Raw genomic sequence first — 24,933 nt, forward strand, 5'->3', positions numbered from 1 at the left:
TAGATGACACATAGTTTACAAGCGTGGGCCAACACCGGAGCGCAACAACACGAGAATGCATTCAATCGCATGGACTGCATGCCTAACTAAGAGCGACTACCAACACGTCGCGAGCAGTCGTCAGGTGGGTGTGGACGGCGCGGAGGAACCGGGGTGTACGCGTGGTACATGCCGCACTGAGCACCGGCTGCGCCCGCCTGGCGGTGAGCACAGTCCTCCGACTTACTTTCTCAAGGCGTAGGTCAGCGTGAGAGCTAATCGAATTGTTGACGGCATGCACGCGGCAATTGATGCAGCGTTCTAGAGATTTTTTTTGCCGCTTCAGGCGAGCTAACTGGTCCGCGTTGGGCGATCCAGCCAACACCCCAGGCCCTGCGCGTTGAGTTCGATATCGGTGGCCAGCAGCTGCGCCACCGCCGCGTCGTCCAGGCGGCAGCCGTGCAGGCGGGCGCGCTCCAGATACAGTTCGGTCAACCCCGCCACCATGCAGCAATGGCGGTCCGTATGCTGTGCGCAGCTCAGTGCGATGGCGGTCATCGCATGGATCTGCTCGATCAGCGCCTGCGCCAATGGCTCCGGCGAAGTGACCCGCCCGTAATGGGTCAGATACATCGCCTCCGGCGCGGTCTCCATCAGCCGCGCGATCGACTGCAGCATCGCCTCCGGCTCGAATTGCACCGGCGAAGAGGTCGGCAGGATGAAAGCGCCCTGCGCGCTATCGAGCTGGCGATACGACAGCCCGAAGGTGTCGCCGGTGAACCAGCTGCGACTGCGCGCATCCCACACGCATAGATGATGGCGCGCGTGTCCCGGTGTATCGATCGTGCACAGCGCGCGTTCGCCCAGCAGCACCGCTTGGCCATCGACCGCTTGCACCACGCGCTCGGCCGGCACCGGCACGATCTCGCCGTAACTGCGTGCCATTTCCGCCTCGCCATACACCGCGGTAGCACCGGCAATCAGCCGTGCCGGGTCGATCAGATGCGGCGCACCGCGCGGATGCACCAGTACGCGCGCATTGGGCAGATGCTGCAACAAGGCACCGGCACCGCCGGCGTGATCCAGGTGCACATGGGTCAGGATCAACCACTCCACCTGCGCAGGCGTCAGCCCGGCGGCTTGCACTGCCGCCAGCATGTGCGGCACCGACAGGGAGGTCCCGCAATCGACAAACGCCCCGCGTTGCCCCTCGACAATCAGATACGCCGCGTCGAACTGCACGCCGCCAAAGCCGGTATCGATGGTGTGGATGCTGGGATCGTCCAATGCGGTCATTCCTATTCCGTGGCGATAAGAGCAACTGACAAGACGACTGTGCGGCCGTTGTTCGGTGCGGCATGTACCACGCGTACGCTCCGATCACTGCGCGGCGTCCACACCCACCTGACAACCGCTCGCTACGTCTCGCTAGCTGCTTTAAAAGAAGACTGCCGCAGTGTAGGCGCAGGCAGTGCGTGCGCGGTGTGCCGGTGGTTTCAGGCAACGATGCATTAGCACGATGGCTTCAAGCACTACGCAAGCATCTTGTTGAATCTCGGCCTTGCACCTGCGATGCAATCCCCCACGCGCGCAAGGCGGTTGCCGCAGCTTGCGCACCCGCATCGATCACGCGTCGCGCAGCACCCGCATCGCCGCAAGGATCGCATCGGCTTGGACCTGTGCATGCACGCCCGGCAGCTGCAGATCGCTGGCCTGCTCGGCCTGTTTCAGCCGTGCGATCAACTGGCCTGCATCGCGCGGCGAGGCAAAGCCGTCGCTCTGCAGCAGCAGTGCACCGGCACTATCGGTTAGCTTGAAATAGAACTGGCCATCGTTCTCGCGGTACTGCTTGAACACCGGCAAGGCGATTTTTTCACCCGCCTGCGCGGCCGCAGGACCCGCCTGATCGGATAGATCGCGCAGACCCACCGCAGTGCGCAGCTCGGCCAGCAGCGGCGTGGCGTAGCGCGCACGCAGGCGTGCACCGCCGGCGCGCAGAATCGCTTCGATCTTTGCCGGATCGGCCATCAGCGTCTCGTAACGCGTGCGCAGCGGTGCGATCTCCTGATCGATCCGCTCGAATAACTGCTGTTTGGCGTCGCCCCAGCCGATGCCATCGGCAAATGCCTGCGCAAAAGCGGCCGTTTCCTGCGGCGTGGCAAACGCCTGATACAGCTGGAACAACGCCGAGCCCTGCGTGTCCTTGGCTTCGCCCGGCGCACGCGAATCGGTCAGGATCGAGAACACCAGCTTGCGCAGTTCCTCGCGCGGGGCGAACAACGGAATCGTATTGCCGTAGCTCTTGCTCATCTTGCGGCCGTCCAGGCCCGGCAAGGTGGACACCTGCTCGTCGATCACCGCATCGGGCAAGGTAAAAAAGTCGCGTCCATACACATGATTGAAGCGCTGCGCAAAATCGCGCGCCATTTCGATGTGCTGGATCTGATCGCGCCCCACCGGCACCTTGTGCGCGTTGAAGATCAAAATGTCCGCCGCCATCAGCACCGGGTACATGAACAACCCGGCGCTCACGCCGGCATCGTCGTCCTCACCGTCGGCGCGATTCTTGTCCACCGCCGCCTTGTAGGCATGCGCGCGATTGAGGATGCCCTTGCCGGCGACACAGGTGAGCAACCACATCAACTCGGTGGTCTCGGGCACATCCGATTGGCGATAGAACCAGACCTTGTCCGGATCCAGGCCGCAGGCCAGCCAGCTGGCGGCGATTTCCAGCGTGGAGCGCTGCGTGCGCGCCGGGTCCTGCGCCTTGATCAGACTGTGCAGGTCGGCCAGGAAATAGAAGCTCTCCGCATCGTCGCCGGCGCTGGCCTGGATGGCCGGACGGATCGCGCCGACATAGTTGCCAAGGTGCGGGGTGCCGGAGGTGGTGATGCCGGTGAGAACGCGAGTGGTCATCTGCGTAATGCCAGGGAGTCAGCGCGCAAGTTTAACGGTTCCGCGTGCTGCTCATCGCCTCATCCCCGGCTGCGCGCCTGCCAGACGCAGAACGGGCCGCACACGGCGGCCCGAGAGAATGCAGCGTCGCCCGCCATCGAGGGAGCGACGCGGGGTGCAGATCAGGTGTCGTCGCGCACGGACTTTTCGAACGCGCGCACTTCAGTCTGGGCGCGATCGCGATCCCAGCCATAGCGTTCCTGCAGCTTGCCCTGCAGGTATTCGGCGTTACCTTCGGCAACCTTGAAATCGTCGTCGGTCAGATCGCCCCACTTCGCCTGCATCTTGCCTTTGAGCTGGGTCCACTTGCCGGAAATGATGTCAGTATTCATTGCGTTGACTCCGCTTGATGCGGCCGCGATTGACCGTGCTGGCAGGTTGCCGAGCGATGCGTTTGTTGCGCATCAAGAGGTGTCAACCCGGCAATCACGGCACTGAACGGGCCACCAAATGCGCTGACGTGTAGCTGCGCGTGCGCGCGCAGCACTGCAGCCGCACGATCCGCGTGCGCTGAAGCGCAGGCAATTCGGCACAAAAAAACGGGCCTTGCGGCCCGTTTTTTTTGCATGCGGCGTCAGATTACTTACGCGCTGCGTCTTCCACTTTCTCGCCAGCGCCCTGCACGTCCTTACCGGCACCTGCGACGGTGTTGCAACCCGACAACATCGCGACCGAGAACATCGACAGCACCAGCAGCACAATTGCACGCTTCATAACAGACTCCTTCGTGGGTAAAGCGGCGCGTTGCCGCAGATCAATCAAATCAAACAAACGCCACCCAGCGGTGACGGATCAGCACTTACCGTCGCTGCATTTCTCGGCGGTCTTTTCGACCTTGCCGCCCGCGCCCTGCATATCTTTGCCGGCGCCGGCCATGGTGTTGCAGCCAGTCATCACGCCGGCCGAGAACAGGCCCAGCACCATCAGTGTCAGCAGTCGCTTCATTGCTCTTCCTCGGTCTGCGCCCGGTGCCAACGCACCTCGCTTGGCGCCAAATCTGACTGCGCGGACGTGGATTTGATGTGAACGAGGGCCAGCCTCGTTCAGCGCTGGATCAATCTCGCATCAGCGTCGACTTGCCGAACAGGCTTTCGACCAGATCCACCGCCAGTTCGGCGGTGGCATTGCGGTTGTCCAGCACCGGATTGAGCTCGACGATATCCAGCGACCCCATGCGCCCGGTGTCGGCAATCATCTCCATCACCAGCTGCGCCTCGCGGTAGTTGGGGCCACCCGGCACCGTGGTGCCCACGCCCGGCGCGATGCTGGGGTCGAGAAAGTCCACATCGAAGCTCACATGCAGGTGGGTATCGGCGCTCATGCCCTGCAGCGCGGCTTCCATGGTGCGCTTCATCCCGGCTTCGTCGATGTAACGCATGTCGTAGACGTCGATGCGGTGCTGCTTGATCAGGCGCTTCTCCTCCGGGTCCACCGAGCGGATGCCGATCTGCCGTACCTGCTCGGGGAGCAGCGCCGGCGCGCTGCCGCCCAGATGCGTCAGCGCCTGCGGGCCCAACCCGCACAGGCAGGCCACCGGCATGCCATGCACGTTGCCCGATGGGGTCACTTCGCTGGTGTTGAAGTCCGAATGCGCATCCAGCCATAGCACCCGCAACGGGCGCCCCTGTTCGCGGCAGTACCTGGCCACTGCGGTGATCGAACCGATGCCCAGGCAGTGGTCGCCGCCCAGCATGATCGGCATGCGTCCGGCCTGCAGCTCGGCGTAGCTGGCATCCATCAGCGCCTGGTTCCAGGCGACGACTTCGTCCAGATGCCGGTAACCGGCCTGCGGCAGCTGCCACGGATTGCGCGGGCCATCCAGATTGCCCAGATCGCGCACCTCCACGCCACGGCCGACCAGGGCCTCCTGCAACCCGGCGATGCGCAGCGCCTCCGGCCCCATCCGTGCGCCGCGGTGGCCGGCACCGATATCGGTGGGAACGCCAATCAGGGAAACCGGCACGTACTGCGTTGCCATGTATTGCTCCAGCATCGATAAAGCCGTGCAGTCTAGTGGCGCGCCCGCGCAGTGACGCGCGGCAGCGCAGCACGGCATGCCGTTTGCATCTGTCTGCGAGCAGAACGAACGGGTTTAGATCTGCCTTGTCGCGCCGCTACAGTGACGTGCCACGACACTTTGTGGCCCGCTGGACTTTGCAGATTCTGCTTGTCTGACCGCCCAGTTAAGCGCCTGAGGCTGGTGTGACTGTGCACTAATACCTCGGTGGTATGGTGCGCCGGCCAGCGCAGGACACGCATCACGTACGCGCTCGGGCCATCAGCAACAGGGGAGTTTCATGCCGCATAACGCCGTCAACCAGGTCGTCAAGGCTGCCGTGGGCGAAGTCGCGCGGGCGTCGCATCAGTACGACCTGCACCGGATCGGGCGCGAATTCGCGCAGACCATCGAACGCGAGCCGGGGATTCGGCTGTTGATGCTGTCCACCGCCGATGGCCGCGCCATTACCGAACAATCCAGCCTGGATGTGGACGGGCGCCGCTTGGCCGCGATGGCCAATTCGTTCCTGACCCTGGGCGAGACGCTGGCACGCGAGTCGAGCCTGAGCGAGGCCGATTACGCGACCATCAGCACGCGTGGCGGGCAACTGGTGCTGATCCGCATCCGCGCCGACAAGCCGCTGACGCTGACCGCCGTGGGCGGCTCCGATATCAATGCCGCCGCGCTGCTGTTCAATGCGCGCGACTGCGCCGGGCGCCTGGCCACAGCCCTGGCGCAAGCGGCCGGCTGATGCCGTTGGCACTGTTCGTGCTTGCATGAGCGCACCGATTTTTCTCACCGTTTGGAAGGGGACCACCGATGTCAAAACTCAATCTGGAACAATTGCATTCGCTCGCCGGTTTCGTCGGCGCCGCGCTGGTCGACAGCGATAGCGGCATGGCCCTGGGCATGACCGGCGGCACCGAGCTCAACCTGGAACTGGCCGCGGCCGGCAATACCGAAGTAGTGCGTGCCAAGCGCCGTATCGCCGAGCAGCTCGGCCTGCAAGACACCATCGAAGACATCCTGATCACGCTGTCGCGCCAGTACCACCTGCTGCGTCCGCTCGAGAGCAACGGCACGCTGTTTCTGTATGTCGTGCTGGACCGCGCCAAGGCCAATCTGGCGATGGCCCGCCACGAGCTCAAGGCGTTCGAAAAGACCCTGGATTTCAGTTGATGCCTGTCCGGCGGCGCACCCGCGTCGCCGACCCTGCCTGCCGGTGCGTACCGGCAGGTGTTGTCGTTCTTCTGCGCCAAAACGGCGCCATCTCATGACCACACCCATTCACGCCATGCGGGTCGCCACGGCCGGCCTGGATCTGCTGCACACCACGCGCCTGAAACTGGCGTGCTCGCTGCTGCTCGCCGAGCGTATCGACGTGCAGTTGGGCGAATGGCCGCAGCATGCGGCCGACGTGGTGGTGCTGGGCCTGGAAACGGCCGACGGCCTGGCCGCATGGCAGGCATTGCAAGGCCAGCCGGTGCGCGTCCTGGTCGTCTCGCGCACGCCTGTCGCTGGCGCCTGGCTCAAGCACGGCGCCACCGTGCGCGAACTCAACGAGCAGATGCGTCTGCTGTTGTCTTCGCCACATACCGCCCAGGTGGCCGAACCGGCGCTGCTGTTGCGCCATTGCCGCGGCGAACTCGGCGCAAGCCCGGTGCTGCTGCGCACTGCGCACCTGCTGGTGCGCGTGGACCCCTCCAGTCGCTGCCTGCACCTGCCAGCTGGCCTGTCGCTATCGGAGCTCGTTGCCGCATTGGATCGCCCCGGTTGGCAGCGCGTGACCGGCGATGCCGATGCCGCACTGACGCAGCGCCTCTCCTTCGAAGCGCTGTATTTCGCCCTGCCCGAGCACCTGCGCCCCGCGCTGCCGGCGGTGGAAGCCAGCCGTGCGTTGCAGCTACGGCAGTGGCCGGAGCTGAGTGCCGACACCAGTTCGCCTGCGCAGCTGCTCGCCATTGCCCACCTGCATGCGCGCCCCTGGCGCCCGCAGGCGCTGGCCAATGCTTGCAAGCTGCCGCTGCAGACGGTGGAATGCCTGTTCGCCGCCGCACTTGCCAGCGGCCTTGCCCAGACTGCGGAGATCCCCGTGCCTTCAACGCCGCGTCGTCCGGACAGCAGTAACTCCCGGTTCTTCTCCTGGGTCGCACGTCGGTTTGGCCTCTCTCTTTCTCAGGCGCAGTCATGAGTCTTCCAGCCAACAAACTGGTGTTCGTTGGCGGCATGGGCGCCGGCAAGACCACCGCGGTGCGCGCCATCTCCGACGTGGAGCCGGTCAGCACCGAAATGCCGCTAAGCCAGGATGCCTACGGCGACAAGACCTACACCACGGTCGCGCTGGACTACAGCTCCATCGAGCTGGAAGACGGCGAATTGCTGCACGTCTACGGCGTGCCCGGCCAGAAATATCTGGATTTCATGTGGCCGCTGGTCTGCGACGGCGCGCTCGGCGTGATCGTGCTGAGCAATGCGCGCGACCCGCAGATGCTGGAGGCGACCCTGGCATTGCTGCGTGAGTTTTCGCAGATCGCACCTGACGCCAGCCTGGCAGTGGGCATCACCATGACCGACGAGGTCGAAGACTTTCTGCTGCCGCCATTTCGCGATGCGCTGGTGGCCGAAGGCTTCCGCATTCCGGTCATGCGCGTGGATGCGCGCTCGGCCACCCAGATCACCTTTTTGGTGAAATCGCTGCTGTCCTATCGCTATACCTCGGCGAGCTGATCGCCCGGGCGCGGTACGTGTACGGCGGCGGGCAAAACGCCAAGAAAATAAACAAGGAATCCGGTCACGACGGGCCTAAAAGGGCGTCACGCGGGGGATGCCGCCTCTAGGGTGGCGGCGACGCGTCCTTCTTCCTTGAAGCCAGAAACGCGACTCAGTCGTACTACAAATGAGCGCTGTGTCTGACTTATTCAGTATGCCCAGCGGACAGAAGCGGTGACATCAGGACATTCCTGACATCGCGCAAGACATACCCGTGATACTGAATCGGCAATAGCGGCAGCGTAAGGGAACGCGGCGACCGGGGAACCTGTGAACAAACCGCGGTATCACGCGTAAACCGCACTGTGGGCGCAGACGCAGTGATCGCCGCTGCACACAGCCAAAGACTGACGTCTTGCGGCGATTGCCGCGCGTGGCGGCGCGCGGGAGAGCTGTCCAGACCCTCGCTGATACGTCCGCTCGGCATCGGATGCACCATCGATCTATTCGACGGCTGGTTGTGTTCGAATGCTTGGTGCTTGTGCATGGCAGATGGCGGGACGCGAATGCACTGCCCAACTTGCCCAGCAAGCGTGGCGCGATGACGTGCCAGCGCGGCGCCGCCATCGTCGCCGTCCTGCGCAACCTGCTCATGTGGGATGAAGGTCGTCTGGGATGAAGATCGTCGCCTGCGTGCACGCCATGCCATTGCGTGACCCAGCGCCCCGCAGCAATGCAGGGCGCACGCCCTGCAAGATCGCCAGCGACGGATCCATTGCCACGATCGGATAAAGTAGCGCGATGACAATCGAACTGAAGCCCGGTGGCTTGCTGATCGCGATCGAAGGTATCGACGGCGCCGGCAAGACCACCCTCGCCCGCAGCCTGACCAACGCACTGGAAGCGGCCGGCGCCCGCGTCGTGCTGAGCAAGGAGCCGACCAATGGCCCCTGGGGCACCCAGCTGCGTCAGTCCGCCGCCACCGGCCGCCTGAGCGCGGACGAAGAAGCCGAGCTGCTGATCCGCGACCGCCACGAACATGTGGACACCCTCATCGCCCCCGCATTGGCGCGCGGCGACATCGTGATCCTGGACCGCTACTTTCCGTCGATGGTCGCCTACCAGGGCGCCGCCGGCCTGCCGCTGGACGATCTGCTGGAACGCAATGCCTTCGCACCGCGCCCGGACGTGCTGCTGCTGCTCGACCTGCCGCCACCCACCGGTCTGGCCCGCATCCGCGCCCGCGGCGACGCACCCAACCACTTCGAAACCCAGGACAACCTGGAACGCTGCCGTGCCATCTTCGCCGCGCTGCAATTGCCGGGTAAACACGTCGTGGACGCCAGCGCCGATGCAGACAGCGTGTTGCGGCACACCCATGCCATTGTCGTGGCAGCCCTGGCCGAACGCTTGAGCGGCGACGCCGCACAGTCCGACGCCGGCAAGGCCATGCTGGAACTGCTCTCGGCTGGTCGCCCGGCCTGACCTGCAAAGCGTCCTACCGCGCCCGCGCAGCCAGCAACACCGCTGCGCGATGTCGGTTTTCGAGCTGCGAGCTACACGTGACTTACCCGCACACGGGAGCTCGGCCCGCTTGCCGAGGAGCGCGGTTGCGCTGAAGGCACGGCCAGCCAGGTGTCCCGACGAAGCCGCTGCCGCATCAGACGCGTCGCGCCATCACGTCCCGATGGCGGAGATGGCGGCGGGCCACCGCTCTTTGCGCAGTCGCATGCAGGCGGTCGCTATCGCTCGGCAACCCGATACCGCCGCCGAAATTCCGACGGCGTGCAACTCACTTCCCGCCTGAAAAACTTGTTGAAGTTGGTCGCTTCGTCGAAGCCCAGTTCCTCGGCGATTGCGGCAACCGGCAGGGATGTGTGCACCAGCAGGCGCTTGGCTTCCAGATTGATCCGTGCGGCAATGAAGGTCTTTGCGGTGGTGCCCATCGCCGCTTGCACTGCGCGCGCCAGGCTTTTTTCCGTGCACCCAAGTCGATCGGCGTAGTCGGCAACCTGATGCCACTGGGCAAAATAGTCTTCGACAAGCTGCTGGAACCGGTGGAAGCGGCGCAGCGCCGCAGACACCGCAACATCGCGCACGTGGGTACGGCCATGCAGAATGCTGAGCCGCGTCAGCAACGCATGCAGCTGATGACGCAACAGGGCGTGCACGTCTTCTTGCGGCGCCTCCATCTGCGTGTCCTGGCGCATCTGCACGATCACATCGGTCAGCCGCTTCAAGTCATCGCGACCGAGGTGCACATGATCCGGCAGTTTGCCCAGATCGAAGGCGAGCTTCAGATCGCCCGGCGTTGTTGCTGCCGGCAGCACGAACTCCTGGCGGAAAATCACGTTCCAACCATCCCAGTCGTCTTTGATGCCATAGCTGTGCGCCTGGCCGGGCCGCACGATCACTAGCGAACCTGGCTCGCAGGCGATCGCCTTGAAGTCGATCAGCTGGGTGCACACGCCCTGGGTCACGCACAACAAGGTGTGGAATCCGTAACGGTGCGTCGCCTGCACTTCTTCCGGGGTTGCACGGGTTCGTAGATCGGCAACCGTGAAGACTTCTAGGTCGAGACCATAGGGGCCCTGCGGGTGATAGGCCAGCGGCAGGATCTGCGACCTCGCCTGCGCCTTCGCAAAACGGGTGCGCCCGGGACTGGTCATCTGCCCACACCAGTTGAAAGATGTCCGGAAATGATCATTAGCCGTCCACTTTGGACCGCTCGCGTCGGCGAATCAAGTCCAATAATCACTCCCACAGCACGCCCCCCACTTTCCTGAGAAGACAGACGATGCAAGCCGATATCGAACAGATCACCCAGGCCATTCTGGCCGTGGACAACGGCATCAACGAACGCTGGAACAAGGGCGACGTCGATGGCGCACTGGAGGTCTACAGCGACGACGTGTCGTATTTCGATCCCCTGACCGCGCTGCGTCTGGACGGTCATGCGGCAGTGGAGGCCTACTTTCGCAAAGTGTTCGAGGGCAAGCTCAAGATCCTGCGCAACGACTACATCCAGCCGGTGGTAATGGTCAGCGATAACCGCGACATGGCTGTGTTGCACTACAACCTGCAGAACATCCTCGGCGACGGCCAGGGCGGTGAGAAGCCGGGTACTCCCTGGAATTCGACACAGGTCTTCCGCTACATCGAAGGACGCTGGCGCGTCGTGCACGTCAATTGGTCGATCACGTTACATCCCGGCGCCCAGCAAAGCCTGATGTCCTGACCTATCGCCGCTGACCGCACCGCGCTTTACTCCCACTAAAGATCGGCCAACCAGGCACACACGCCTGCAGGCCTTGCACGCTGACATTTCAACCAACCAAGGAAACCACCATGAACAACATCGACATTGCCAAGTCCTACATCACCTCGGTCCAGACCGGCGACCACGCAACGCTGGGCAGCCTCATTTCGCCCGACGTGATCTGGCACCAGCCCGGCAACCATCAGTTCTCCGGCACCCACCGCGGCATGGCAGTCGTCGGGCCGATGCTGGGCAAGATGATGGAGGTCTCCAACGGCACCTTCGCCATCAGCCGTGCCGATGACTACATGGCCAGTGGCGACTGGGTGGCCATCACGCTGGAATTTTCCGGCCAGGCCAATGGCGTGACGCTCAAGCAGGCCGGCGTGGATCTGCTGCGCATCGAAGACGGCAAGATCGTCGAAGTCCGGTTGTTCTCGGCCGATCAAGTTCAGGAAGACGCATTCTGGGGAAGCTGATCGCCAAGCCCGGCAGCGGGCGGGCCTTTCCGGGATACAGCGGAAAGGCCTTCATGGTGCCGGCACCCGGATTCGAACTGGGGACCTACCGCTTACAAGGCGGTTGCTCTACCAACTGAGCTATGCCGGCAAAGGCAGGCGCGTTGCGCGCCGGTGCGCATTCTAGCGCAGCGCGGAGCAATCTAGCGATCGTTGCCGCGTTGCGCTTGCGGCGCTCTGCAACGCAGCGGCCGTCGCCGTACTGCGTGTATCGACCCACCAGCGCGATTGGCCGCTGCCGCTGGGCACCAACTGCGCGGGAAAGCCCGCGCTCACCAGACTGGCCTGACGCCGCTCGGCGCGCTCGCGGCTCTGGTACTGCCCCAGCGCAACGGTGTTGTCTTCGCCCTGGGCAATCACGTAATAGTCGCCGATGCCGGCGGCAGCAATGCGTTTGACCAGGGCCTGCGCCGTGGCGCGGTCGCCCACGTTGGGCAACATTACCCGGAACGTGCTGATCCCGGCATCGGCGTCCTCGCGCACGCTGGCGCGGCTGGCCTGGCCGCGAACGCGCGCCAGCGCAGCATCGGCATCGCTGCGTGCCGCATACGGCCCGACGCTGACACAGCGCTCCGGGGCGGCCGGCGGCGCCGGCACTGCTGCAGGCTTTGCGGCAGCGGTGGCTTCATCAACCGATATGGAAGCGGCCTTCGCTGCCGCTGCAGGCTCGGCCGGACGGGATGCTGTCTCGACCACCGCTGGCACTGGCTTCGGCACAGGCGTCGTCGCTGCAGTCGGCGCAGGGGCCGGCGCATTGGATGCAACCGTTGCACCCGCATCCGGCGTTGCAGCGGTTGTCACTTCGGGACGCGGCACCGCTGCTGTCGCCTTGGTCGGCAACATCGGCAGCACATCCAATCGGGCAACACCGGGCGGTTGCGGTGGTGCGGCCGGCGGCGCCGGCGGTGGCTGCAACGCCCACCACAGTGCCACCCCGGCATTGAGGATGATCAGGACAACGATGAGGGCGCGTACGTACATGCGCCGATTTTAGAGCGTGTCATGGGGCTTGGGGTGAGTGCGAAGCGTCCGGTGCCGCGACGGGACAAGGCGCGCAACGCAGTCTCGGCGCCCCCGATGGTCGTTTCCGTGCGTTGGCCCTCGGCAGCGCGTGCACCAGGCAGCCCTGCCTGGGCCCCACACACCGGTGTGCCGAGCACACCGCTGCCGAATGTCGGAGCCAGCCAAGCCGGCACCACAGCGTATCCGCTCCACACCGCCGGCGGCCAATGCCTCTCGTCCAATCCGCACAAGACGCTCTACGGCGAGGACGAATGCATCGCCCAGGTCGCCAGTCCATCCAGCACCAAGGCCGCGCGAAAGCTGGCATCGGGCAACAACGGCAGCAGCGGTGGCGCGCCGCCGCCGTGCACCAGCAGCCGCACCGGCAAGCCCAGGCTGCGCTGCGCGTGGTGCAGGCTGCGCTCGATCAGCGCCACCGCCGCGCCGTCGCAGCCGGAGGTCAAGGCATCGTCGGTGTCGTTGGCCAGCTCGACATACTCTCCACCGCTGGCCGGCAACTGCACCGCACGCGCATGCAGCGCTTCGCGCATGGTGGTGGGCGAGGCGGCGATCCGCCCGCCGTGGTGCTGCCCATCAGCACCGAGTACATCGATGGTCAGCGCAGTGCCCACCCCGGCCACCAGCACCGGTGCGTCGCCACGCGCACCCAGCAAGGCCAGAAAACGATCCACCCCAAAGCGGCTCGGGTCGGCATAGGCGATGCGGATGCCAGCGCATTCGGCTGCGGTCCGCACGATGCGGACCTGCTCGAAACGCTCCTGCAGGCAAGCGATCATCCGCTGCGTCAATGCGGGCGCCGCCACGCTGGCCACGTGCGCAATGCGCCCGGACGGCAACGCCGATAACGCCGTCGCATCCATCGCCTCGGCACCGTGCGCCCACGCCTGCACGTCGCCGGCACGGTTGCCGTGCAGCGGGGCGTACTTGAAGCGCGAATTTCCCAGGTCGAACAACCACTCGCTCATGCAGGTCTCACGCTGACTTCTCCGGAGTGGAACAGGCGCACCGTTTCGCCCAGTTGCACGCGCAATGCACCATCGGCGGCCAGGCCAAGCGCCACACCACGATGCAGGGTGCCGCTTTCTTCAACCTGCACGGTGCGCCCGCTCAGCACATCCAGCGCCGCGTAGCGCGCTAGAAACGGCGCCAACCCCTGCGCTTCGAACAGATCCAGTGCCGGCAGCAGGCTGGACAGCACCGCTGCCGCCACGCTGTCGCGCGACACCGCGCGCCCGGCCAGGGTGTCCAGATCCACCCATGGTTGATCGATCCCCGCGGCGGCGGCCGGCGGCATGTGCACGTTCAAGCCCAGCCCGATCACCGCACGCGCATTGCCGGCCATTTCGCCGCCGCCTTCGATTAGCAGACCGCCCAGTTTGCGCTCGCGCGCCAGCAGGTCGTTGGGCCACTTCAGACCGACATCGGCAAACCCGCACCCGCGCAGGGCTTCGGCCACGGCCACCCCGACCGCCAGGCTCAGCCCGGCCAGCTGGCCCAGCCCGCCGCTGAAACGGCGCGATGCCGACAGATAGATATGTGCGGCCAGCGGCGAGGTCCACTGACGGCCGCGGCGACCGCGCCCGCCGGTTTGACGCTCGGCCAGCAACACAGACACGCCGTGCTCCGGTGCCGGGCGCGCCAGCAGCGTGGTGTTGGTGGATTCCAGTGCCCAGGCCACCTCAAGCGCGGCCAGGCCCGCCACCGCGTCGGTTGCCATGGCCGCACGGATCCGCGCGGCATCCAGCAGGTCCAGCGGCGCGGCCAGACGGTAGCCATCGCCTGCCCGTCCGTCGATATCGACACCGGCAGCGCGCAAATTCTGGATGCGCTTCCACACGGCGGCACGGGTCAACCCGGCATCGCGCGCCAACGCATCGCCGGACAGCCGGCCGCTCGCAAGTTTGGCCAGCAACGCGCGGTCATCCACGGCAACGGTTCCCAAATCGATCCGCGAAAGTATGCGCCAAGCCTTCGCGGCCGCCCAGCGCGGCTTGCGTGAGGGAGTGAAAACCGCGTTATGATCGGCGACTCACGCCGCTTGCCCTGGATGTGGACGATGCGCCGACTCACTGTTTGCCTGCTGTTCTTGTTGGCTCCGCTTGCCGCACTGGCATCGGACCAGTTGGTCGACGGCGATCATGAGAGCTGCGTCAGCACCAACTCGGCCGCACGCGGCAGAACCCCAAATGGCGACGCGGCAGCACCGGCGCGCGCGCCGCAACACAAGCCTGCACCGGCAACCGGCGGTGGTGGCAGCGATGGCGACAGCTTGTTCCCCCGCATGCGCATGATGCCGCGCTGGCACAGTTTTCTGCCGGGCATGTTCCGCTGATCCAGTGGTTGACGCGCTGGCTGCGCCGGCCGCCGCTTGAGATTCCTGATGCGCTTTGGCAGCCGGTGTGTGACCGCTGCGCCTGGGTTGCTGCGCTCGATGCGCAACGCCGGCAACGTCTACGTGCGCTGACCGCGCAGTTCCTGGACCAAAAAACCATTTCGCCGGTCGATGGATTACAGCTGCAGCCGCACGACCACGTGTTGCTGGCTGCCACCTGCTGCCTGCCGCTGCTGGAAATCGGCGCAGCGGGATGGCGCGGCTGGTCGCAATTGATCGTGTACCCGGACGCCTTCCGCGTGCAGCGCACCCAGATGGATGCGGCCGGCGTAATGCATGCCTGGGACGACACCTTGATCGGCGAGGCCTGGGAACAAGGTCCGTTGATCGTCAGCTGGGCAGATGTGCAAGCCGATCTGGACGACCCACAGGCCGGCTGCAACGTGATCGTGCACGAGATGGCGCACAAGCTCGATGCACTGGACGGTGCGCTCGACGGCACGCCACCATTGCCGCGCGATCGGCAACGCCGCTGGGCGCGCGATTTTCAGCACGCCTTCGCTGCGTTCTGCCAACGCGTGGATGCCGGCCAGGACACCGAGATCGACCCGTACGCAGCCGAGGCTCCGGAAGAATTTTTCGCGGTGGTCAGCGAATATCACTTCTCGGCGCCGCAGGTGCTGCAGCGGGTGATGCCGGAGGTCGCCGCGCATCTGGTCAGCGTGTACGGGCCGTCGCCGTTCGCGTCGCAGACGGCACGTTGATGGCGCTGCGCGATCATTGCGTCATGGTTTGAATGCATGCGCGACGCGGCTTGCATCGCGTCGGCCGCATGAATCTGATCGCATTTGGGCGTGTGCGCACGGTTAAGCGTCGGCGCCACGATGCGGTGAGTGCTTGCCTCTCACCGTCGTCGCCACGTGCACATGGCAATGCAGGAAGATGCAGCGCGCGGATGGGTAGGTGCAGATACCGCGCACTACGCTGAGTGGCCCGACACCAACACAACAGGCCGCTTACACCAATCCAAGATCACGCGGTGTCGCGCCTGGAAACACGCGCTCCAGCTGCGTCGGCGACAAACCCCACAAGCGCTGCAACACGCCACCAAATAAACTGCGGTAATTGCTGAGCACCGGGTAATCGCGATTTTGCAGCAGATGCGCTTGGTCCACCGCAACCTGCTCGCCGACGATGCGACCGCCGCGCACGCCGCCGCCCAGCACCCAGTACGTGGTGCCATGCCCGTGATCGGTCCCCTTGCTGCCGTTCTCGCGGAAGGTGCGGCCGAATTCGGAAATCACCACCACCACGGTGTCGTCCCAGGCCGGGCCCAACGCATCGGCATAAGCGGCCAGCCCTTCGCCGAGATTGCGCAAGTTGTTGGCCAGCCCGCCTGCCACGCTGCCCTGATTGGCATGCGTGTCCCAACCGCCAACATCCACAAATCCCAGCCGATACCGCTCGCGCATCAAGCTCGCCATGCGCCGGGTTTCATCGGCAAACGTACGTGCGCTGGCGGCGCCACGGCCGGCCTGCTCCATCTCCTCGCGCAACTGCGCGGTAACCTGCTGGCGCAACGCGAGTCCTTCGCGCGCCGCCGCCGCCAATGGCGTGGCGTCGTACATCTGCGACAGGATCTGCGACTGACGCGCATCCAACCCGCCCTTGCCGATGCCCCGCAGCGAGACGTTGGGCAGATCGCCGCTGCCTTGGAAGGTCAGCGGCAACGAATCGGTGAAGGCAATCGCCGGCACGCCACTGAGAACACCCGACAGCCGCGCCATGAACCCGGAACGATAGTCGCGGTGCTTACCGGCTTGCCCGGATTCGATATCGTCCTGGGTTTCGAAGTGGCTGCGCGACACATCATCGGTGCCGGCAAACGGTACGAACGCCAGTTGATTGCGTTGCCACAACGGCAGCAAGGCATCGCGCATCACCGGGTTGAGACCCCATTGCGCGTCCAGCGCAATGGCGCTGTCGGGATTGGCCGGATCCGGCCGCGCAATCGCCAGCGTGGGCCGCGACTGGTAATAAAAATCGCTGCCATGCGGCACCAATAGATTGTTGCTGTCGTAGCCGCCGCGCAAGAACACCACCAGCAGGCGCGCACTGTCGCGCGGGGCGGCAAACAGGCGACCAGCCCAAGGCAGACTCGCGGCGGCGGCAGAAGCAAGCAGAAATTGACGTCGTTGCATGGTGTACTCCCACGGCGATGCCTGCATCGCACTCGGTGATCAGCGTCGGTGAATCAGTGATATGAATCAGCGGTAGTTAAAGTCCGGCGACGCCAACAGAAACCCGTTCCATTCCGCCGGCGAGCGCGCCTGCTCCAGCGCCTGCTGCGTGCCTGTCGCCAGCGACGGCGCAATCCAGCGATAGGACGCGCGCGTGTCGATGCGCGTCAGCGGCGGAATCGGCGTGTCGTTGTCGCCATCGCGCCGGAACAATTGCTTGGGCCCGCTGCCCAGCGCGCGCGCCACCTCGAACCTGCGCGCCAGTTGCCCGGAGCTGGTCCAGGCCTGCGATTGCAGCGACCACCCGTCCGGGGTGATGCGCCCGAACAGCGGCTCGCCAAGTTGCTGTACCCAACTGGCCATCGGGCCGGCATTGATCACGCGCTGGTCTTCATAGGCCAGCCGCATCGCCGAGACCACAAAGCGATTGGGGTCCTTGAACTTGCGCGGTTGCGCCTGTGCAAACTCTGCAGAATTCACCATGGTCTGCATGACCTTGGCGATATCGCCATCGCTGCGCTGGAAGGTGCTGGCCATGCGCGCGACCAGTGCCGGCGGCGGCGTGTCGCTGACGAAGTACTCGGCCATGCGCTGCGAGACGAAGCGTGCACATGCCGGCTGGCGCACCAACAGTTGCACGGCGCGTTCGATTTCATCCAGCCCACCGCCGGCAATCGGCTGACCCAACAACACCTTGTCGCCGGGTTGATGGCGCGCTGGATTGAATTCGAACACTCCTTTGCGCACCACCTGCGGCTGGCCACGCACGGGTACTGGCACGGGCGGCGCACCTGCGGCCTTGATCGGCACCAGGCCCGCGCCGGTGAGGATCAACGCCAGCTGCTGCACGTCCTGCTGGGTGTAGCCCCCATGCACGCCGAGGGTGTGCAGTTCCATCAGTTCGCGCGCGTAGTTTTCGTTGACCTTGCCCTTCGCGTTCTTGGCGTTGTCCAGATACTCGAGCATCGCCGGGCTTTGCAGCGTGGCCATAACAAGATCCGCAAACTTGCCGGTGGCGTTAGGGCGGATCGCGTTTTCCATGTAATCGGCGGCCATCCACTTCACGCGGCCTTTGTCGGCATACACGCTGAAGTGATTGAGCCAGAACCACACCAACTGCTCGCGTAGCTGATCCGGCGCGTACACCGCGCGCAGTAATTGCGCCTGACGCGCCTGGGTGAGCATCTGTCCGCCGCGCGCTTGCCAGTCCTTGCGCAAGGCGACTTTCTCATCGCCGTCGGGCATGGCTTGCAGCCGAATCTTGTCGGCCTCGTAGCGGGTCAACAAGGTTTCCAGCGGGGTGTGCAGTGCATCGAAGCCTTGCAGCTGCGCGCGGATCGGTGCCGGTAACACAGCGTCGTCACTGGGTTGGAGCAGCAATGCGCCATAGCGCTTGGGGCCAAGCCGTTGCAACTGCGCGGCGCCATCGGCATCCACACCGTAGGTGGCACGTTGCAACCAGCGCGTCTGGGTCGGCGTCAACGGCGCTTCGGCAGCGTGGCCGAGGGCGGCAACCGCACCACCGGCAAGCAGCAACGCCAGGCGCCACCTGCGCGGCCATCGCCGTGGCAAAGGATGCGTTTCCGCGCAAGAGACCTGTGCAACGCGCTCGATCATGCGGCTCTCCATCGCAACTGCCTGCAACCGGACCAGTATGGTCAAGCAAACGTTCGAGGCGTTAAACGGTTGTCGGAGCAGCGCAGGCCATTGCCCACGGGTTCATCCGAACACGCAGGCGCGTCACAGCCCCGGAGGCAGGGTCACATCGAAGCGGGCGCCGCCCAGTTCCTGCGAGCGCACCACCTGCAGTTCACCGCGGTAGGCCTTGATCAGATCCTGCACGATCGACATGCCGATGCCATGCCCCTGCACGCGCTCATCGCCACGCACACCACGCTGCAGAATCTTGGCGACATCTTCCGGCGCAATGCCGGGGCCGTCGTCTTCCACCGACAGGATCAGGCCGGCACGCCGGCTGCCGGTGGTCGGACCCGGCTGTGCGGTCAGCAGCACCCGGCTGCGCGCCCATTTGAAGCCGTTTTCCAGCAGATTACCGAGCAGTTCCTGCAGATCGCCCGGCTCGCCATGAAAGCGCGCATCCGGCGAAATGTCGAACTCGCACAGCACGCCCTTGATCGAATACACCTTCTCCAGCCCGCGCACGATTTCTTCGGCGGACGGCTCGATCGGCAAGGGCGCGGCAAACAGCTTGTGACCGCTGGAGGCAGCACGCGCCAACTGATACGACACCAGATCGTTCATGCGCCGCAGCTGCACGTCCATCTCTTTATGCAGATCGTGCTCGGAGGCGCCGCTGTCGAGCTGCGTGCGCAGCACCGCGATCGGCGTCTTGAGGCTGTGCGCCAGATCGGCCAGCGTGTTGCGTTGGCGCTCCAGATTGTCGCGCTCGCTCTCGATGAAGGCGTTGATGCTGTCAGTCAGCGGCTCCAGCTCGCGCGGATGCTGTTCGCTCATGCGCTGAATTTCGCCGCGCTGCACCTTGGTCAGCTCGTTGATCACACGCCGCAGCGGGCGCAGGCTCCATTGCAGGATGAACGCCTGCAGCACCAACAACACCACGCCGGCACTGCCGAGGTAAAACCACACCGCGCCACGGAACACACGCAGCTGCGCGCCCATCGAGCGCGCGTCTTCCATCACATAGATGGTGTAAGGAATCTCGCCGCCGTGTTCGCGTTCGACGTAACTGACGCCCAGACCATAGCGATACAACTGGCCCAGGCTGCCATCGATCTGGGTCATCTCCAGCGGGCCGATGAATTCTTCCTGGCGCGGCTCCAGCATGCGGCCATGCGGAATGTTCGGGCCTTCGGCCGACATCGAGGTCCAGCTTTCGTCGGGACGCACGACTTCCACATACAAGCCGCCACCGGGCACATCGAAGCGCGGGTCGGGCGGTTGCCCGCCGATGTAGATCGAACCGTCGCGGACAAAGTCGATGTTGGCGGCGTAGGCAGAGGCGTAGTTCTTCAGCCGCTCACGCAGGTTCTTTTCGGCGGTATCGGCAAAGGCGACATCCAGCGCGTAGCCCGCCAACGCCAGGAAGGCCACCAAGCTGAGGCTGGCGGCCAACAGCTGGCGGGCCTGCAGGGAGCGCGGCCGCCAACGTCTGTACCACTTGGAGCGGCCCGGCACCTGATCTTCCTGTTTACCGACGCGCGGACTCAGCCTTCGGTACGCGGGATGGCGAAGCGGTAGCCCCGACCACGCACGGTCTCGATGGGCTTGAGTTCACCATCCGGGTCGAGCTTCTTGCGCAGACGACCGATGAACACTTCGAGCACGTTGGAGTCGCGATCGAAGTCCTGCTGATAGATATGTTCGGTGAGGTCGGCCTTGGAGACCAGTTCGCCGGCATGCATCATCAGGTACTCGAGCACCTTGTACTCATAGCTGGTCAGATCGACGTTGGCGCCGTTGACGCTTACCGTCTGCGCGGCCAGATCCAGTGCCACCGGGCCGCATTCCAGCGTGGGCTTGCTCCAGCCAGCGGCACGGCGCAGTAGCGCGTTGACGCGAGCCAGCAGCTCTTCGACATGGAACGGCTTGACCAGATAATCGTCGGCGCCCTGCTTGAGGCCTTCGACCTTGTCCTGCCAGCTCGAACGCGCGGTCAGGATCAACACCGGGAATTTCTTGCCTTCGTCGCGCAGCGCCTTGATCAGCTCCATACCCGACATCTTGGGCAGGCCAAGGTCGATGATGCCGACGTCGAACGGCACTTCGCGGCCCATGTACAGGCCTTCTTCGCCGTCTTGTGCAGCGTCGACCGCAAAGCCTTCACGCTTCAGACGCGCGGCAAGGGTCTCGCGCAGCGGAGCTTCGTCTTCGACCAAAAGAATACGCATGCACTCTCCCTAGTAACGTTATCGGCCAACGGCCGGGGAATTTATGAGACTGAACGCAGAACTATCTACGTTCAGTGGTTATCGCTGCGTGGTGGCGCTGGCGGATCGGGCGGGGCAGCGCTGGGCGGTGGAGCGGCCTGCGGCTGCTCTAGCTCGTCCACGGTGTGGATGCGCCCGTTCTTCAAGTACTTGACCCGATTGAGGTTGCCGCCATCGTACGGCACACGCTCGGCAGCCAAAATTTGTCCACCGGTAGACCGCTGCACATGGCGGATGGTGTCCGACAAGGTGCGGCTGTTACCGCGTGCAGATGCCGGCATGCCCTCGCGACCACCCTGCACCATGGGATACCCCTGACCCCACGCCGACGGCGCGGCCAGGACACCCCAGAGGGCGACCAGGGCGACATAGCGAACGCGGCTGAGCGGATGGGTCACAACTGGATCCTAGCGGGTTGTTCAGGAACATTCAAAATTCGTAAAACCGAGCATGCATCACACAATGCCTGGGTTCCGTAAATTGAGCCAAATTCTTGATTTTTGGGGGTGAATCCGATCTGAACTTTTTAGCTTCGTGTTAACGCCATTCAGCCAAATGAATGCCACGAAGGAGCAGACGCCCTGCCAGCAAGGCTTTCGCGCTCGATGACGGACTCCGAGACCGTAATCAACAACGGTCCTGGCCTGCCTGTTCAGCTAATGCAAGCGCTGGGCCAATCAGGCAACGACGCGCCAGAGCTGGCTGTCGGTTCGCTGCAATGCCTGCTCGACCAGCTCCCAGCCAGCGCCCGGACGGTGTGCGCCCTCGCTCAGCACCTGACGGAACGCCCGCCCGCCTGGCTGCCCATGGAACAGGCCCAGCACGTGCCGGGTGATGTGCTTCAGCGCCAGCCCCTGTTCCAGTTGGGACTCCACGTAGGGACGCAGCCCACGTAGCAGCGTCTCGCGCGCCTGCACCGGGCGTTGGGTCAGTGCGGCATCGAGCTGATGCAGGACATACGGGTCGTGATATGCGGCGCGACCGAGCATCACGCCATCGGTCTGCTGCAGATGCGCCAGCGCGGCGTCGACGGCGGCGATGCCGCCATTGAGCACCACCGGCACGTTGGGACGCTCCTGCTTGAGGCGATACGCCCAGTCGTAGCGCAGCGGCGGCACCTCGCGGTTTTCCTTCGGCGACAGGCCTTTGAGCCATGCATTGCGGGCGTGCACTACCACCATCGCCGCGCCGGCTGCGACGACTTGATCGACAAAGCGGGCGAACACGGCGTAATCGTCGTCATCGTCCACACCCAGGCGGCATTTGACCGTGATCGGAAGCTGGGTGGCCGCGCACATGGCCGCGACGCACTCGGCCACCAGCGCCGGCTCGCGCATCAGACAGGCGCCGAAGCGCCCCGCCTGCACGCGATCGGACGGGCAGCCGCAGTTGAGGTTGATTTCGTCATAGCCCCATTCCTGCGCGATACCGGCCGCCTGCGCGAGCAGGGCCGGATCGCTGCCGCCGAGCTGCAGCGCCAGCGGGTGTTCGACCGGGTCGAAACCGATCAGCCGCGTGCGATCGCCATGGATCACCGCGTTGGCATGCACCATCTCGGTATACAAGCGTGCGGACGGCGCCAGCAGGCGGTGGAACACCCGGCAATGCCGGTCGGTCCAGTCCATCATCGGGGCAACGGATAGGCGCAAGGAGGCGGTGTAACGATCGGCAGAAGCGGTCATCGACGGTTGGCCGCAGCGAGCGGCCATTGGAATGCGAAGCAGGATCAATAGCTTACACGGGCGTCGATGAATCTGCGGCAGTGCGACCTGGCATGCTGAGGCGCCGTGACGCCGGACCCGGCCGCACGATCACCTGCTTGCTGCGCTAGGGGACCGACCGCTATCAACTGGCCGAATTCGAACACGACACGCGGTGTGGATCCCGCTGGTGGCGCGCTTTGGCGGCCAGCATCACGGCTATTTTCTGCCGTCGGAAGGGGCGAACAACATCGCGTTGGCGCTGTTTTCGTTTCCCTCGCGCGCCGAGTACGAACGCTATCGGGTGGCATCGCTGCAGGATGCGGGGTGTCTGTCGGCGTTGCCTAAGTGGAGCGAACGCGGTGCATCGTCAATGACGAGCGCAACTTCTTGGGTCCGGTACTGGCGTAACGCTGCGCGCGTTTCCGGACGTAGGTGCGATTACGGGTTACGGAAGCCAACACGCTCTTCGGCGCTCAGCGGCTTGCCGAGGGCGTGGTAAGAGGCAGCCAGGGTGATCAGGGACGTGCCCATCACCGCGTAGAAGCTCCACGAGGTGGCCAATACGTGCACCTGGCCGAACACCAGCGCGACAACGGCGGTGGCGGTGCACAGCACCATGGCGAGCAGGGACATCAGGAAAGGGATGGAAGGATCGAGCTTCATGGCCGGGGGTTCCAAGGTGCGATAGCTTCAGCATCGGCGTTCCTGGCTCGTTCTTGAACTGTTTTTTGCGCTTTTTTCGAAGCAATTTTAAGCAAGTCAGCGCGCGCTCAGTTTTATGTCAAAGCCTTGGCGCACAAGGGTTTCGACGTCAGAAATCTCCTGACAGGATGGCAGAAAAATCATCACCACCGCCAGACTTCCAACGCAGGCGTGGCGGAAAACCGACGGGATGGCCATCACGGTTTGGCGTGGCCGCATCCAGGTCGCTTACGTCACGATCGTGTGCTGTCGTTGCCCTGCTGATTTGCGCGCGACACACGGAGGTGATCGCGCCGGGCAGCCCCAGATGCAGGCAGCAGCCCGGTCAAAGACGTGTCCGTCCGCGCGGTTGCCGGAACCGTGAGACATCGTGGCCAGGGGCGTGCGGAGCCATCCGGACGCGTCGGTGCTCTGGGCTGGATGCCCTACTCGTCGTCTGTCCGCAACAAGCGCGGGGACCAGGAGCGGTTAACACCACTGGCGGGCAGTTGTCAGGTGGGCGTGGACGCTACGCTCAGAGCCGGAGTGGACGAATGTGGTCATGCCGCACTGAACAACGTGCACGCCGTCTGGCGGCTGCACCATCGCTTGGTGAGCTGCGCTAAACCTGCCTACGCACTCTCATACCTTGACCGCATGCCGAGCGTGGCCATTGAGCGCTATCGAAGGCCCTGCGACTGGCTGACAACGCTAGCGACCAAGGATCGAATAGATGCGGACGCTACGGAGCTACCGCAGCCTCCGCGTGATACATGCCGAATTGGGAGCATCGGCCGCGCCGATCTGGAAGGCTTCGCGGCCGTGGCTGGACGATGGTCTTGTTGGCCGCTTGCGCGCACTAAGGTCGCTGCCGTTCGGAGCATTGGTAGCGTGATGGCAAAACACGCCTGGCGGATGTTGCTGCGGACTATCGTCCGCGCCCCGGCCAGTGGCGCACCCTCAAGAACAGCTTACACAGGCGCGCAACTTGCGGAGCATGCACGGCCGCAGGTCGCGCTACCGAACACGCTCAGCGTGCCGGGGCGGTGGCGAATTCGCCGCGCTGCAACTTGGTCACATCGTTGCCCTGCCCGTCCTTGAGGCTGAGGTCAGCGCCCTTGGCGGCCAGGTCCTTGAGCACGTCTGTCCGCTGGAACAGCGCTGCATACATCGCCGCGGTCTGGCCGGCGTTGTTGCGTTGGTCGGGTGCGCAATCGGCCTGCATCAGACGCTTTGCGATGCCGAGCTCGCCTTTGAAGATCGCGCCCATCAGCGCAGTGTTGCCGCGTTTGTCCTGCGCGCAGGGGTCGGCTCCTGCGCTCAGCAACTGCTCTACCGCCGGGCGTTGGCCGTGGTAGGCGGCCAGGATCAGCGCGGTATAGCCCTTCTCATCGCGGGCGTTGAGGTCGTAATGCGAGCGGATGAACTCGGCCAGCATCTCCTGGCGGCCTTCGCGCGCGGCATCGAAGAAGTACTCACGTAGCTGCAGCTTGATCTGCTCGGGGCTGGACGTGGATGGGGTAGTCGCTGCGGGCGTGGCAGACGGCGAGGCAGCGATGGCTGGCGCACATAGGGCGCTCAGCATGATCAATAGCAGAGTGCGCATATCGCTCTCCCAAGACGGGGA

Annotated in this window: 28 protein-coding genes, 1 tRNA gene and 2 other RNA genes; 11 read left to right on the forward strand and 20 right to left on the reverse strand. The window is 64.5% G+C overall.

The window, feature by feature from the left end; translation table 11 throughout:
* Window positions 1–94: 94 nt before the first annotated feature.
* A non-coding RNA gene (locus tag ACZZ0O_RS03730) (sX9 sRNA) lies at window positions 95–170 on the reverse strand.
* A 160-nt stretch (window positions 171–330) separates the two neighbouring features.
* Entirely contained in the window at window positions 331–1,275 is a 945-nt protein-coding gene (locus tag ACZZ0O_RS03735; protein ID WP_463592261.1) for an MBL fold metallo-hydrolase, read from the reverse strand.
* A 62-nt stretch (window positions 1,276–1,337) separates the two neighbouring features.
* Between ACZZ0O_RS03735 and ACZZ0O_RS03740 the strand changes: the two genes are divergently transcribed.
* Window positions 1,338–1,413, forward strand: a non-coding RNA gene (locus ACZZ0O_RS03740) — sX9 sRNA.
* Between the two features lie 192 nt (window positions 1,414–1,605).
* Here ACZZ0O_RS03740 and ACZZ0O_RS03745 read toward each other — a convergent pair.
* The 5 genes from ACZZ0O_RS03745 to rocF form a co-directional block, all read right to left on the reverse strand.
* A complete protein-coding gene (locus tag ACZZ0O_RS03745) occupies window positions 1,606–2,895 on the reverse strand; it encodes a tryptophan--tRNA ligase (protein ID WP_463592262.1) in 1,290 nt (429 codons plus the stop codon).
* 161 nt (window positions 2,896–3,056) lie between these two features.
* Entirely contained in the window at window positions 3,057–3,266 is a 210-nt protein-coding gene (locus ACZZ0O_RS03750) for a CsbD family protein (RefSeq protein ID WP_115514165.1), read from the reverse strand.
* Window positions 3,267–3,513: 247 nt separating this feature from the next.
* Entirely contained in the window at window positions 3,514–3,648 is a 135-nt protein-coding gene (locus ACZZ0O_RS03755; protein ID WP_005989324.1) for an entericidin A/B family lipoprotein, read from the reverse strand.
* A gap of 78 nt (window positions 3,649–3,726) precedes the next feature.
* Window positions 3,727–3,879 (reverse strand): entericidin A/B family lipoprotein, encoded by a 153-nt coding sequence (locus ACZZ0O_RS03760; protein WP_055847227.1) that lies wholly within the window; start codon window positions 3,877–3,879, stop codon window positions 3,727–3,729.
* A gap of 109 nt (window positions 3,880–3,988) precedes the next feature.
* Window positions 3,989–4,912 (reverse strand): arginase, encoded by a 924-nt coding sequence (gene rocF / locus ACZZ0O_RS03765; protein ID WP_055850197.1) that lies wholly within the window; start codon window positions 4,910–4,912, stop codon window positions 3,989–3,991.
* 319 nt (window positions 4,913–5,231) lie between these two features.
* On the opposite strand from rocF, the gene ACZZ0O_RS03770 reads away from it, so the two are divergent.
* The 5 genes from ACZZ0O_RS03770 to tmk all read left to right on the forward strand — a co-directional run bounded on the left by ACZZ0O_RS03770 (window position 5,232) and on the right by tmk (window position 9,127).
* On the forward strand, window positions 5,232–5,684 hold the full coding sequence (locus ACZZ0O_RS03770; RefSeq protein ID WP_055847225.1) for a roadblock/LC7 domain-containing protein: 453 nt from the start codon (window positions 5,232–5,234) through the stop codon (window positions 5,682–5,684).
* Between the two features lie 68 nt (window positions 5,685–5,752).
* Window positions 5,753–6,112 (forward strand): roadblock/LC7 domain-containing protein, encoded by a 360-nt coding sequence (locus ACZZ0O_RS03775; protein ID WP_055847222.1) that lies wholly within the window; start codon window positions 5,753–5,755, stop codon window positions 6,110–6,112.
* 94 nt (window positions 6,113–6,206) lie between these two features.
* Window positions 6,207–7,124 (forward strand): hypothetical protein, encoded by a 918-nt coding sequence (locus ACZZ0O_RS03780; protein ID WP_115563255.1) that lies wholly within the window; start codon window positions 6,207–6,209, stop codon window positions 7,122–7,124.
* The gene (locus tag ACZZ0O_RS03785) at window positions 7,121–7,660 is read left to right on the forward strand and encodes a GTP-binding protein (RefSeq protein WP_055847218.1); all 540 of its coding nucleotides are present in this window, start codon (window positions 7,121–7,123) and stop codon (window positions 7,658–7,660) included. The genes ACZZ0O_RS03780 and ACZZ0O_RS03785 overlap by 4 nt, the downstream gene beginning before the upstream one ends.
* A gap of 783 nt (window positions 7,661–8,443) precedes the next feature.
* A complete protein-coding gene (gene tmk / locus ACZZ0O_RS03790) occupies window positions 8,444–9,127 on the forward strand; it encodes a dTMP kinase (RefSeq protein ID WP_463592263.1) in 684 nt (227 codons plus the stop codon).
* Window positions 9,128–9,384: 257 nt separating this feature from the next.
* Here the strand turns inward: tmk and ACZZ0O_RS03795 are convergent, their stop codons facing one another.
* Window positions 9,385–10,311 carry a helix-turn-helix domain-containing protein gene (locus ACZZ0O_RS03795; protein ID WP_115554838.1) on the reverse strand — a complete coding sequence of 309 codons (927 nt, stop codon included), beginning with the start codon at window positions 10,309–10,311 and terminating at the stop codon, window positions 9,385–9,387.
* 128 nt (window positions 10,312–10,439) lie between these two features.
* Between ACZZ0O_RS03795 and ACZZ0O_RS03800 the strand changes: the two genes are divergently transcribed.
* Both ACZZ0O_RS03800 and ACZZ0O_RS03805 read left to right on the forward strand, forming a co-directional pair.
* Entirely contained in the window at window positions 10,440–10,880 is a 441-nt protein-coding gene (locus ACZZ0O_RS03800; protein WP_115514170.1) for a YybH family protein, read from the forward strand.
* A 110-nt stretch (window positions 10,881–10,990) separates the two neighbouring features.
* Complete coding sequence (locus ACZZ0O_RS03805) at window positions 10,991–11,380, forward strand: nuclear transport factor 2 family protein (protein ID WP_115514171.1); 390 nt, start codon at window positions 10,991–10,993, stop codon at window positions 11,378–11,380.
* A gap of 54 nt (window positions 11,381–11,434) precedes the next feature.
* Here the strand turns inward: ACZZ0O_RS03805 and ACZZ0O_RS03810 are convergent.
* The 4 genes from ACZZ0O_RS03810 to birA all read right to left on the reverse strand — a co-directional run bounded on the left by ACZZ0O_RS03810 (window position 11,435) and on the right by birA (window position 14,384).
* Window positions 11,435–11,510, reverse strand: a tRNA-Thr gene (locus tag ACZZ0O_RS03810).
* A gap of 32 nt (window positions 11,511–11,542) precedes the next feature.
* On the reverse strand, window positions 11,543–12,400 hold the full coding sequence (locus ACZZ0O_RS03815) for an SPOR domain-containing protein (RefSeq protein ID WP_463592264.1): 858 nt from the start codon (window positions 12,398–12,400) through the stop codon (window positions 11,543–11,545).
* A 278-nt stretch (window positions 12,401–12,678) separates the two neighbouring features.
* Entirely contained in the window at window positions 12,679–13,407 is a 729-nt protein-coding gene (locus ACZZ0O_RS03820; protein WP_463592265.1) for a type III pantothenate kinase, read from the reverse strand.
* Window positions 13,404–14,384 carry a bifunctional biotin--[acetyl-CoA-carboxylase] ligase/biotin operon repressor BirA gene (birA, locus tag ACZZ0O_RS03825; RefSeq protein ID WP_463592266.1) on the reverse strand — a complete coding sequence of 327 codons (981 nt, stop codon included), beginning with the start codon at window positions 14,382–14,384 and terminating at the stop codon, window positions 13,404–13,406. The genes ACZZ0O_RS03820 and birA overlap by 4 nt, the downstream gene beginning before the upstream one ends.
* A gap of 75 nt (window positions 14,385–14,459) precedes the next feature.
* Between birA and ACZZ0O_RS03830 the strand changes: the two genes are divergently transcribed.
* Together ACZZ0O_RS03830 and ACZZ0O_RS03835 are read left to right on the forward strand one after the other, a co-directional pair.
* Window positions 14,460–14,774, forward strand: a complete 315-nt coding sequence (locus ACZZ0O_RS03830; RefSeq protein WP_055847189.1) for a hypothetical protein — start codon at window positions 14,460–14,462, stop codon at window positions 14,772–14,774.
* A gap of 8 nt (window positions 14,775–14,782) precedes the next feature.
* Complete coding sequence (locus ACZZ0O_RS03835) at window positions 14,783–15,538, forward strand: M90 family metallopeptidase (protein ID WP_463592267.1); 756 nt, start codon at window positions 14,783–14,785, stop codon at window positions 15,536–15,538.
* Window positions 15,539–15,790: 252 nt separating this feature from the next.
* Here the strand turns inward: ACZZ0O_RS03835 and ACZZ0O_RS03840 are convergent, their stop codons facing one another.
* From ACZZ0O_RS03840 to dusA, 6 genes are all read right to left on the reverse strand, one after another.
* Window positions 15,791–16,975 carry a DUF1501 domain-containing protein gene (locus ACZZ0O_RS03840; protein ID WP_463592268.1) on the reverse strand — a complete coding sequence of 395 codons (1,185 nt, stop codon included), beginning with the start codon at window positions 16,973–16,975 and terminating at the stop codon, window positions 15,791–15,793.
* A gap of 66 nt (window positions 16,976–17,041) precedes the next feature.
* Window positions 17,042–18,631 (reverse strand): DUF1800 domain-containing protein, encoded by a 1,590-nt coding sequence (locus ACZZ0O_RS03845; protein ID WP_463592269.1) that lies wholly within the window; start codon window positions 18,629–18,631, stop codon window positions 17,042–17,044.
* 123 nt (window positions 18,632–18,754) lie between these two features.
* Window positions 18,755–20,125: an ATP-binding protein gene (locus tag ACZZ0O_RS03850; RefSeq protein WP_172797239.1), complete on the reverse strand. Its 1,371-nt coding sequence runs from the start codon at window positions 20,123–20,125 to the stop codon at window positions 18,755–18,757.
* A 74-nt stretch (window positions 20,126–20,199) separates the two neighbouring features.
* Entirely contained in the window at window positions 20,200–20,883 is a 684-nt protein-coding gene (locus ACZZ0O_RS03855) for a response regulator transcription factor (RefSeq protein WP_002808458.1), read from the reverse strand.
* Between the two features lie 71 nt (window positions 20,884–20,954).
* Window positions 20,955–21,263, reverse strand: coding sequence for a hypothetical protein (locus tag ACZZ0O_RS03860; RefSeq protein ID WP_463592540.1), 309 nt, complete (start codon window positions 21,261–21,263; stop codon window positions 20,955–20,957).
* Window positions 21,264–21,599: 336 nt separating this feature from the next.
* Window positions 21,600–22,604: a tRNA dihydrouridine(20/20a) synthase DusA gene (gene dusA / locus ACZZ0O_RS03865; RefSeq protein WP_463592270.1), complete on the reverse strand. Its 1,005-nt coding sequence runs from the start codon at window positions 22,602–22,604 to the stop codon at window positions 21,600–21,602.
* 208 nt (window positions 22,605–22,812) lie between these two features.
* On the opposite strand from dusA, the gene ACZZ0O_RS03870 reads away from it, so the two are divergent.
* Window positions 22,813–23,124, forward strand: coding sequence for an NIPSNAP family protein (locus tag ACZZ0O_RS03870; RefSeq protein WP_463592541.1), 312 nt, complete (start codon window positions 22,813–22,815; stop codon window positions 23,122–23,124).
* On the opposite strand, the gene ACZZ0O_RS03875 is transcribed toward ACZZ0O_RS03870, so the two are convergent.
* Complete coding sequence (locus ACZZ0O_RS03875) at window positions 23,064–23,288, reverse strand: hypothetical protein (protein WP_055847177.1); 225 nt, start codon at window positions 23,286–23,288, stop codon at window positions 23,064–23,066. The two genes, ACZZ0O_RS03870 and ACZZ0O_RS03875, sit on opposite strands and share 61 nt — an antisense overlap.
* 1,048 nt (window positions 23,289–24,336) lie before the next feature.
* Complete coding sequence (locus tag ACZZ0O_RS03880) at window positions 24,337–24,912, reverse strand: ankyrin repeat domain-containing protein (protein ID WP_055847175.1); 576 nt, start codon at window positions 24,910–24,912, stop codon at window positions 24,337–24,339.
* Window positions 24,913–24,933 lie beyond the last annotated feature (21 nt).

This window comes from Xanthomonas sp. AC360 (genome assembly GCF_979258225.1).

Excerpts from the sequence above, each read along its gene's own strand:
- ACZZ0O_RS03755 (WP_005989324.1), bottom strand. The coding sequence starts at position 3,648 with ATGAAGCGTGCAATTGTGCTGCTGGTGCTGTCGATGTTCTCGGTCGCG.
- ACZZ0O_RS03750 (WP_115514165.1), bottom strand. The coding sequence starts at position 3,266 with ATGAATACTGACATCATTTCCGGCAAGTGGACCCAGCTCAAAGGCAAG.
- ACZZ0O_RS03770 (WP_055847225.1), top strand. The coding sequence starts at position 5,232 with ATGCCGCATAACGCCGTCAACCAGGTCGTCAAGGCTGCCGTGGGCGAA.
- ACZZ0O_RS03830 (WP_055847189.1), top strand. The coding sequence starts at position 14,460 with ATGATCGGCGACTCACGCCGCTTGCCCTGGATGTGGACGATGCGCCGA.
- ACZZ0O_RS03855 (WP_002808458.1), bottom strand. The coding sequence starts at position 20,883 with ATGCGTATTCTTTTGGTCGAAGACGAAGCTCCGCTGCGCGAGACCCTT.
- rocF (WP_055850197.1), bottom strand. The coding sequence starts at position 4,912 with ATGGCAACGCAGTACGTGCCGGTTTCCCTGATTGGCGTTCCCACCGAT.
- ACZZ0O_RS03805 (WP_115514171.1), top strand. The coding sequence starts at position 10,991 with ATGAACAACATCGACATTGCCAAGTCCTACATCACCTCGGTCCAGACC.
- ACZZ0O_RS03845 (WP_463592269.1), bottom strand. The coding sequence starts at position 18,631 with ATGATCGAGCGCGTTGCACAGGTCTCTTGCGCGGAAACGCATCCTTTG.
- ACZZ0O_RS03795 (WP_115554838.1), bottom strand. The coding sequence starts at position 10,311 with ATGACCAGTCCCGGGCGCACCCGTTTTGCGAAGGCGCAGGCGAGGTCG.
- tmk (WP_463592263.1), top strand. The coding sequence starts at position 8,444 with ATGACAATCGAACTGAAGCCCGGTGGCTTGCTGATCGCGATCGAAGGT.
- ACZZ0O_RS03775 (WP_055847222.1), top strand. The coding sequence starts at position 5,753 with ATGTCAAAACTCAATCTGGAACAATTGCATTCGCTCGCCGGTTTCGTC.
- ACZZ0O_RS03760 (WP_055847227.1), bottom strand. The coding sequence starts at position 3,879 with ATGAAGCGACTGCTGACACTGATGGTGCTGGGCCTGTTCTCGGCCGGC.
- ACZZ0O_RS03875 (WP_055847177.1), bottom strand. The coding sequence starts at position 23,288 with ATGAAGCTCGATCCTTCCATCCCTTTCCTGATGTCCCTGCTCGCCATG.
- ACZZ0O_RS03820 (WP_463592265.1), bottom strand. The coding sequence starts at position 13,407 with ATGAGCGAGTGGTTGTTCGACCTGGGAAATTCGCGCTTCAAGTACGCC.
- ACZZ0O_RS03840 (WP_463592268.1), bottom strand. The coding sequence starts at position 16,975 with ATGCAACGACGTCAATTTCTGCTTGCTTCTGCCGCCGCCGCGAGTCTG.
- ACZZ0O_RS03880 (WP_055847175.1), bottom strand. The coding sequence starts at position 24,912 with ATGCGCACTCTGCTATTGATCATGCTGAGCGCCCTATGTGCGCCAGCC.
- ACZZ0O_RS03785 (WP_055847218.1), top strand. The coding sequence starts at position 7,121 with ATGAGTCTTCCAGCCAACAAACTGGTGTTCGTTGGCGGCATGGGCGCC.
- ACZZ0O_RS03780 (WP_115563255.1), top strand. The coding sequence starts at position 6,207 with ATGACCACACCCATTCACGCCATGCGGGTCGCCACGGCCGGCCTGGAT.
- dusA (WP_463592270.1), bottom strand. The coding sequence starts at position 22,604 with ATGACCGCTTCTGCCGATCGTTACACCGCCTCCTTGCGCCTATCCGTT.
- ACZZ0O_RS03800 (WP_115514170.1), top strand. The coding sequence starts at position 10,440 with ATGCAAGCCGATATCGAACAGATCACCCAGGCCATTCTGGCCGTGGAC.
- ACZZ0O_RS03735 (WP_463592261.1), bottom strand. The coding sequence starts at position 1,275 with ATGACCGCATTGGACGATCCCAGCATCCACACCATCGATACCGGCTTT.
- ACZZ0O_RS03745 (WP_463592262.1), bottom strand. The coding sequence starts at position 2,895 with ATGACCACTCGCGTTCTCACCGGCATCACCACCTCCGGCACCCCGCAC.
- ACZZ0O_RS03815 (WP_463592264.1), bottom strand. The coding sequence starts at position 12,400 with ATGTACGTACGCGCCCTCATCGTTGTCCTGATCATCCTCAATGCCGGG.